Genomic DNA, 6,355 nt, shown 5'->3' on the forward strand with positions numbered 1-6,355 from the left:
CTACCAGGCAGGCCCCCCACCGGGATCGCCGGCAGCAGGCCGTCTCCCAGTGCCCGGCCAGTCGCCAGCCCCCGGACAATCGGTGCCCGCCCAGGCGGGACCAGTGGACGGGGCGGGTGAGAGCACCGAACGGCGACCACTCGCGCGCTGGCTACACGCGCTACCGACCCTCGTCTGGCTCGCCGCGACCGGCTTCGCCCTGGGCGCGCTGATCGCGCTGAGCTGACCCTGGGCTCCGACGTCGCCCATCGATGAGGGAGCGGGCGAGAGGGGGAACCTGTGGTCGTCTGTCCCGCCTTGTTTTCTTCTCAGCAGCAGGCAGCGGACCATCAATGCCGTTGCCAAGTGTGACGCGAGAGTCACCTTGGTGATGACTCCGCATCCCACCGCCCTGGACCTCGACGGCATCCTCGCGAAGGGAGGAGTCGACCGCGGCGACATTCCCGCTGCCGAGTTCGGCCGTGCGGAACGCTTCTACACCGCGATACGCGTCCATGATGCGCGACTGCTGGGCGCCCTCGATGGCCCCGCCCGGTTCCTCGGCGAGCGGAGGACCAGCTTCTCCACCACCCGGCTGGTGTTCGCGTTCGACGTCGACGGCGTCGAGATCGACCTGGGCGCGTTCACCACCGACGACTTCGCCTTGGCCGGCCGGATGCTCGACCAGATCTCTGCCACACCTGGGTCAGGCATCTGCTGCACGAGGCCAGCCGACTCAAGGACTACGCGGCGTGGAAGCTGGTCACCTACGCCAGGTTCTGCCCGGAACTCAATGGGGTGCCGAGCCCGGAAAAGGCCGGCTCCTGACCATCCAGGGCGGCTGCGCGGCTTAGGGCGCGCAGCTGGTTGTGATCAGAGGCCGGTCCGCGCGGAGCTCCTTCCAAGCTGATCTGACGGGCCGGGATGATTCCGTTCCCGGTGGTGGCGCGGGCAGTTGCAGGAGGTTGATGGCGGTTGCGGGCACGCGGACCGGGGCTAACCTCCTGCAACTGCCAACTGCCAACTGCCAACTGCTGGAAGTGACGTCGGGCGAGCTTTGCGCACGGACGGTTCGGATTCGGCCATGCCGAGATGGAGCTGCACGGCGCCGAGGCTTGTCTCCTCTGGCCTCGTTCGCGGAACGCCGCGCGCACCTCGTCGGTCGGGTGGACCTCGCCTCGGGCGATCTCCTCACCCGCCGCCGGGAGAGAGGACACCGTCTCGGCGTCTGGCGGAATCTCCGGAGTCTCGTGCAGGCTCTCCCGCTCCTCCACCGGGATGACCACGGCCTCCGGCCGGCCGTTGCGCGTCACCGTTACCTGGTCGTGCTGGTACGGAATCCGAGCCGGGGCCGCAGCGGGCGGGCGGGATGTCGACACGGCAGCCGGGAGGGAGGACCCGGCGGATCTCGATCTCGCCGTTGCCGAAGGACTTGAGGACCACCGAGTGGTGGAGGGCCTCGGCGACGATCGGGACCTCGGCGAGCACCGAGTCCGGGGGCTTGCCCATCATCAGGTAGTCGACGTCCTTCCAGCCGTGCGGGAAGTGGCCGCGGACCTCCGGGTCGAGGTCGAGCTTGTAGAACCACACCGGCAGCGGGCGGCGGCCGTGGATGGTGAGGTCGGTCCAGGCGATGTCGTCGGTGATGACCGTGCCGTCATCGTGGATGTGAGCGAGGAACCAGCGGGTGGCGTCCCGGCTCGGCGCACTCGCGTCCACCGTCACCGCCTTGTGGATCTTCGGCGTCCAGTCCCAGGCCAGCGTCACCACCGAGCCGACCACGGTCACCGCCACCGCGCCCCGGCGCAGGCCCGTCCACACCGCGGTCATCCATCCCGGCACGCCTCGCCCGCCGCCGCGTTCACGGACTGCGCTGCCGACGCCGTCACCGTCGCCGTGGCCATCGCCGTCGGCATCGCCGTCGGCATCGCCGGCTCGGGGCGGAGTGCGAGGCAGCACCGCGTCGAGCAGGCCGGCGGCGCACAGGGCGGCGAAGGGCAGCATCGCGGTGACGTACGGGTTGGGCAGGTAGCCGTTGCGGAAGATGAAGCCGAACTGCATCAGCAGCAGCGCCGAGACCACCCGCAGGCGGGGCAGGGCGAGCAGCGGCACGGCCGCGGCGATGCCCGCCAGCACCAGGTACGGGTCGAGGTCGAGCCAGGAGCGGACCACGTTGTAGGTGTCGCTGCCGGTGTCCAGCACGCTGCCGCTCGGCGCCCGGTCGAACAGCTGCCAGCGCACCGCCCATTCCAGCGAGACGTGGCCGGGCCCCTCGAACAGCTCGTTCTTCGCCGCCGCGTACAGGATGTAGATGCCGCAGATCCCGAGCAGGCAGCCGAGGAAGTTCCGCCGCACGAACCGCCAGTTCCGCGGGTCCCGGTGCTGCCAGAGCAGCACGTACAGCCCGGGTAGGAACAGCAGCGTCGTCTCCTTCGACCAGAACGAGAACGCCATGAACGTCCCGGCGAGCGCCGCGGCGGCCACGCTGCGCCGCGGTGAGGCGGCGCAGACGAACGCCGCCAGCAGCCACATCACCCCGATGTTGTCCAGGAACGCCATCCGCTGGTACCACAGCGCGAGCGGCGACAGTGAGAACACCAGCAGGGCGAGCCCGGCGAAGAACCGGCGCAGGCCCAGCAGCCGGCCGAGCCGGTACAGCAGCACGCAGCTCGCCAGGTGCAGCAGGAACATCAGCTCCCGGGCGGCGGTGACGGCCGTCGCCGCCCGGTGGAAGCCGTCGGTCAGCTTGGTGTAGATCGCGATGAGCAGCCAGCCGCCGAAGGGATGGTCGTACCAGTAGGTGTAGTGGGCGATGCGGTTCCAGTACTGCATCGAGTAGGCCTGGGCCGCGTAGGTGCCCTCGTCGTCGGTGACCCGCCCCGGCCAGCCGTCGAAGTTGACTCCGTGCACCACCGCGACGACGGGCAGGAGCACCGCGAGCAGGACGAGGCTGCCCCGGTGGGCCCGCGCGCCGGCCGCCACCCACACGCCGAGCAGCCGGGCCCGGTCGACGGCCCAGGCTGCGGGCCGCGGCGCCACCGGGTGCGGCAGGGTCTCGTCGAGAACGTCGGGGACGGTGGTCATGACGCCGCCTCCAGTCCGAAGCGACCCGCGCCGGCGCCGGCGCCGTGGTGGGCGCCGGAATGCGACGTCTTCTCCCACTCCAGCCGGCCGCGCAGCAGGCGGGCGGTGGCCCGCACCGCGGCGATCGACAGCACGAGCTGGTAGAACGGTGCGCTGAGGATGAGCCGGACGCTGTCCCACCGGCCGACGGCGAGATCGTAGGCGTCGGCGAACTCCCGGAACGCCGCCTGTTCGGAAAACACGGACATGACGGAGGCCGCCAGCGGCAGCCAGAAGACGATGACGATGCCCGTCGGTGCCGCGAGGACCAGCGTGAGGACCAGTGAGACGGGTAGCAGCATCCCGGCCATCGCCTGGAAGAACGGCATGGCCAGCATCTCCGCGGCCATCAGCCGCTGGCGGACCCCCGGCAGCAGGCGCCAGTCCCCCTTGAACAGGACCTGCATGAACCCCATCATCCAGCGGGTGCGCTGGACGACGAGCTTCGTCAGGCTCTCCGGTGTCTCCTCCCTGGTTGTCAGGTCCGGGTGGTAGAACACCGTCGTGCGGATGCCGGCGACCGAGGCGCGTACCCCGAGGTCGCAGTCCTCGGTGAGGCAGGCGACGTCCCAGCCGCCGAGCCGCTCCAGCACGGACCGGCGGATGAACACGGTGTTCCCGCCGAGGGGGATGAAGCGTGCCCGCGCCTGGAAACGCAGTCGGGACATGAACCAGATGTAGTACTCCAGGCAGTTGCGGGCCCGCCACCAGGAGGTTCCGGTGTTCCACCGGCGTAGCGCCGCGCGCAGCCGGCCGACGCCGACGGGCCGCGCCTGGCGCCCCGGGCCGCGGACGTTCATCAGTTGGACGCCGCCCTGGAAGATGCCGACGTCGGCCTGGCGCAGCGCCAGCGAGTTGACGTAGGAGAGCAGGCCGCCAGCGATGAGCGACTCGGCGTCGACGATGCCGACGATGTCCCCGGTGCAGTGCCGGCGGGCGTCCTCCAGCGACAGCGGCTTGCTGCGCTGGCTGCCCTCCGGGGCGATGACGTGGACGTTGGCATGACGGTCGGCGATCTGCTCGGCGATGCGCCGGGTCGGCCGGTCGACCTCGTCGTGGGAGACCATCACGACCAGTTCCAGCAGGTCGGCCGGGTAGTCGCCGGCGAGGATCTGGGTCAGGGTCCGGCCGAGGATCGGCTCGTCGCGGGCGGGGATGATCAGCGAGAACCGGTGCCGCGGCGCCACCACGTCGGCGAGGTCGACGTGGTGCACCCGCTCCGGCAGCTGCCAGCTGTACTGGCCGCGCACGAGGGTGAGGATGGCGACGAGCAGCATCAGCAGCGACACCCCCGTCCACGCGGCGATCAGCACCGCGTGGTGATGCTGCGCCGCGTGCATCGCCAGCGCCACGGCGAGCGGCACGGCGGCCACGATGGACAGCCCGCGGCGGTGGCGCGCCGCCCGAGCGGGCGGCTCACGGCGGGACAACAGCAGGGAGCCGCCCGCCGCGGCCGCCGCCCCCAGCGTCGCGGCGAGCCAGCCGGGCAGGTCGGGGCCCCCGACCGAGGCGACCCGGAGATCCGAGGAACCGGCGATCATGAACACGTACCAGCCGGCGGACTCGCAGGCGAGCTGGACGATCCGCGGCAGCCGGGCACCGCGGTGATCGACCCGCCCGGCGGCGCGGACCACGGTGAGACCACCGCCGGCGCCGGCCGGCCGCGGCCAGCCCACCGACGGGCGGCGGGGACCGGCGCGACCGAACGTGCGGGGCGCGAGAACCGCGAGCGCGGCCGGAATCGCGTAGGCCAGGCCGTCCTCGACGGCCAACGGGCCGGCGAACAGGACGGCGAGCGCGACATGCAGCGCGATCCCCCAGGCCGCCGTCGCCAGCCGCCGGCGGCGGGCGGACGCCCGCGGGTCTCGGTGGAGGTGCGCGGAGGGGTGCCGCGGCGAGGCGGAGGGGAACGTGCGGGGCCGCGATGGTGCGGAGTCGGATTTCACCTGTACCTGCCTGACGGGATGGGGACGCGGCGGCGCGGGCGGCGCGGGCGATCGCGGGATCGCGCGCCGTGGAGGCTGAGGGCGGATCAGAGTGCAGCGACGAGCCTCGGCAGATCGGCGACGTACTCGGCGACCTTCGTGTCGGCGAAGTAGCGCACCCGCACGCGGTCGTCCGGACCGATCCCGAGGACCTGCGAGGCGTGGCTGACCAGGTAGGCCGGACCGTCACCGGTGCGGACGGCCGGGTCGGCGAGAGCCATCGGCACGCCGACCGCCCGCTGCGCCGCGTCGATCTGCGCCGGGGTGCCGGTCAGCCCGACGAACCCGGCGTCGAACTGGGCGAGCCAACGGCGCAGCACCGCCGGGGTGTCCCGCGCCGGGTCGGTCGTGACGAAGACGACCGTCACCTTTGCCGCGATCGCGGGCCCGGCGACCTGCCGGGCCGCCGCGAGGTCCGCCATCGTCGTCGGGCACACGTCGGGGCAGTGCGTGTACCCGAAGAACAGCAGCGTGGCGCGGCCGGCGGTGGCACGGGCGAAGTCGTAACGGTGCCCACCGGTGTCGGTCAGAACGAACGACGGACGGGGCACGGCAATGCCAGGAACGGCGCCGTGCCAGCCGCCACCGGCCGTGTTCGCCGCACCTGAATCGCGCGCCGGCCCGCCGACCACAGCCGGTGGCCCGCCGCCGGCGGGATCGGCGCCGGCGGGATCGGCGCCGCCGCAGGCCGCCAGCACGCCGACCCCGAGGGTGACGATCAGCGCCACCAGCCCGCGGCGCGCCGGCCAGACGCGCATGCCGGGGCCAGCGAACACGCCGCCAGCCCTGCCGGCGTCGCCGTCCGCAGGTACGTCGTCAAGAGCCACAGAGCACCGTGCCCCGCGCGGCCGCGGCGGCCACGCCCGCGAGCCGCCGGGTGTCCTGACCGACGACCCGGACGGAGCCGATCCCCTGTTCTCGCAGGTAGCCGCAGTCGATCTGGCGGCCGGGCGGCGGGGTGCGCGGGACGCAGACCCGTCGGCCGGTGGCGGCCGCGACGTAGTTGTAGTCGCAGCCGTCGAGGCCGACCGGGACCGGGGAAGGGCTGCCGTTGCCCCGGGGCACGAGCCGGCCGGACAGCGCAGCGGCCGGCGCGGCCGCGGCAACGATGCTCTGCCCGGCGGATTCCTGCCCGGGAGAGTCATGGCCGGGCGGTCCGGAACGGCCGGAACCGCTGCCGGGCCACCCACCATGGGCGATCACCCCGGCGGCGCCGTTGACGAGCGCCACCGCGAGGGCGATCGTCACCAGCACCCGCCGCCGCCCCC

Annotated in this window: 4 protein-coding genes and 2 pseudogenes; 1 reads left to right on the plus strand and 5 read right to left on the minus strand. The window is 72.7% G+C overall.

Going from position 1 to position 6,355, the window contains the following annotated elements; all coding sequences use genetic code 11:
* A pseudogene (locus tag NBZ85_RS26010) lies at positions 1 to 226 on the plus strand (FHA domain-containing protein); the annotation flags it as partial.
* A gap of 520 nt (positions 227 to 746) precedes the next feature.
* On the opposite strand, the pseudogene NBZ85_RS33390 reads toward NBZ85_RS26010, so the two are convergent.
* From NBZ85_RS33390 to NBZ85_RS26030, 5 genes and pseudogenes are all read right to left on the minus strand, one after another.
* A pseudogene (locus NBZ85_RS33390) lies at positions 747 to 1,271 on the minus strand (hypothetical protein); the annotation flags it as partial.
* Entirely contained in the window at positions 1,171 to 3,063 is a 1,893-nt protein-coding gene (locus NBZ85_RS26015) for an ArnT family glycosyltransferase (RefSeq protein WP_261562777.1), read from the minus strand. The gene NBZ85_RS26015 and the pseudogene NBZ85_RS33390, both read right to left, overlap by 101 nt.
* On the minus strand, positions 3,060 to 5,048 hold the full coding sequence (locus NBZ85_RS26020) for a glycosyltransferase (protein WP_261559945.1): 1,989 nt from the start codon (positions 5,046 to 5,048) through the stop codon (positions 3,060 to 3,062). Before NBZ85_RS26020 ends, NBZ85_RS26015 begins: the two co-directional genes overlap by 4 nt.
* An 86-nt stretch (positions 5,049 to 5,134) precedes the next feature.
* Positions 5,135 to 5,914: an SCO family protein gene (locus NBZ85_RS26025; RefSeq protein WP_261559946.1), complete on the minus strand. Its 780-nt coding sequence runs from the start codon at positions 5,912 to 5,914 to the stop codon at positions 5,135 to 5,137.
* Positions 5,904 to 6,355 (minus strand): hypothetical protein (locus NBZ85_RS26030; protein WP_261562778.1); only part of this gene is annotated, 452 nt, incomplete at its 5' end. The genes NBZ85_RS26025 and NBZ85_RS26030, both read right to left, overlap by 11 nt.

Source organism: Frankia tisae (assembly GCF_025403405.1).
Lineage (GTDB): Bacteria > Actinomycetota > Actinomycetes > Frankiales > Frankiaceae > Frankia > Frankia tisai.

Coding starts and splice junctions, on each gene's coding strand:
- NBZ85_RS26015 (WP_261562777.1), bottom strand. CDS start 3,063: ATGACCACCGTCCCCGACGTTCTCGACGAGACCCTGCCGCACCCGGTG.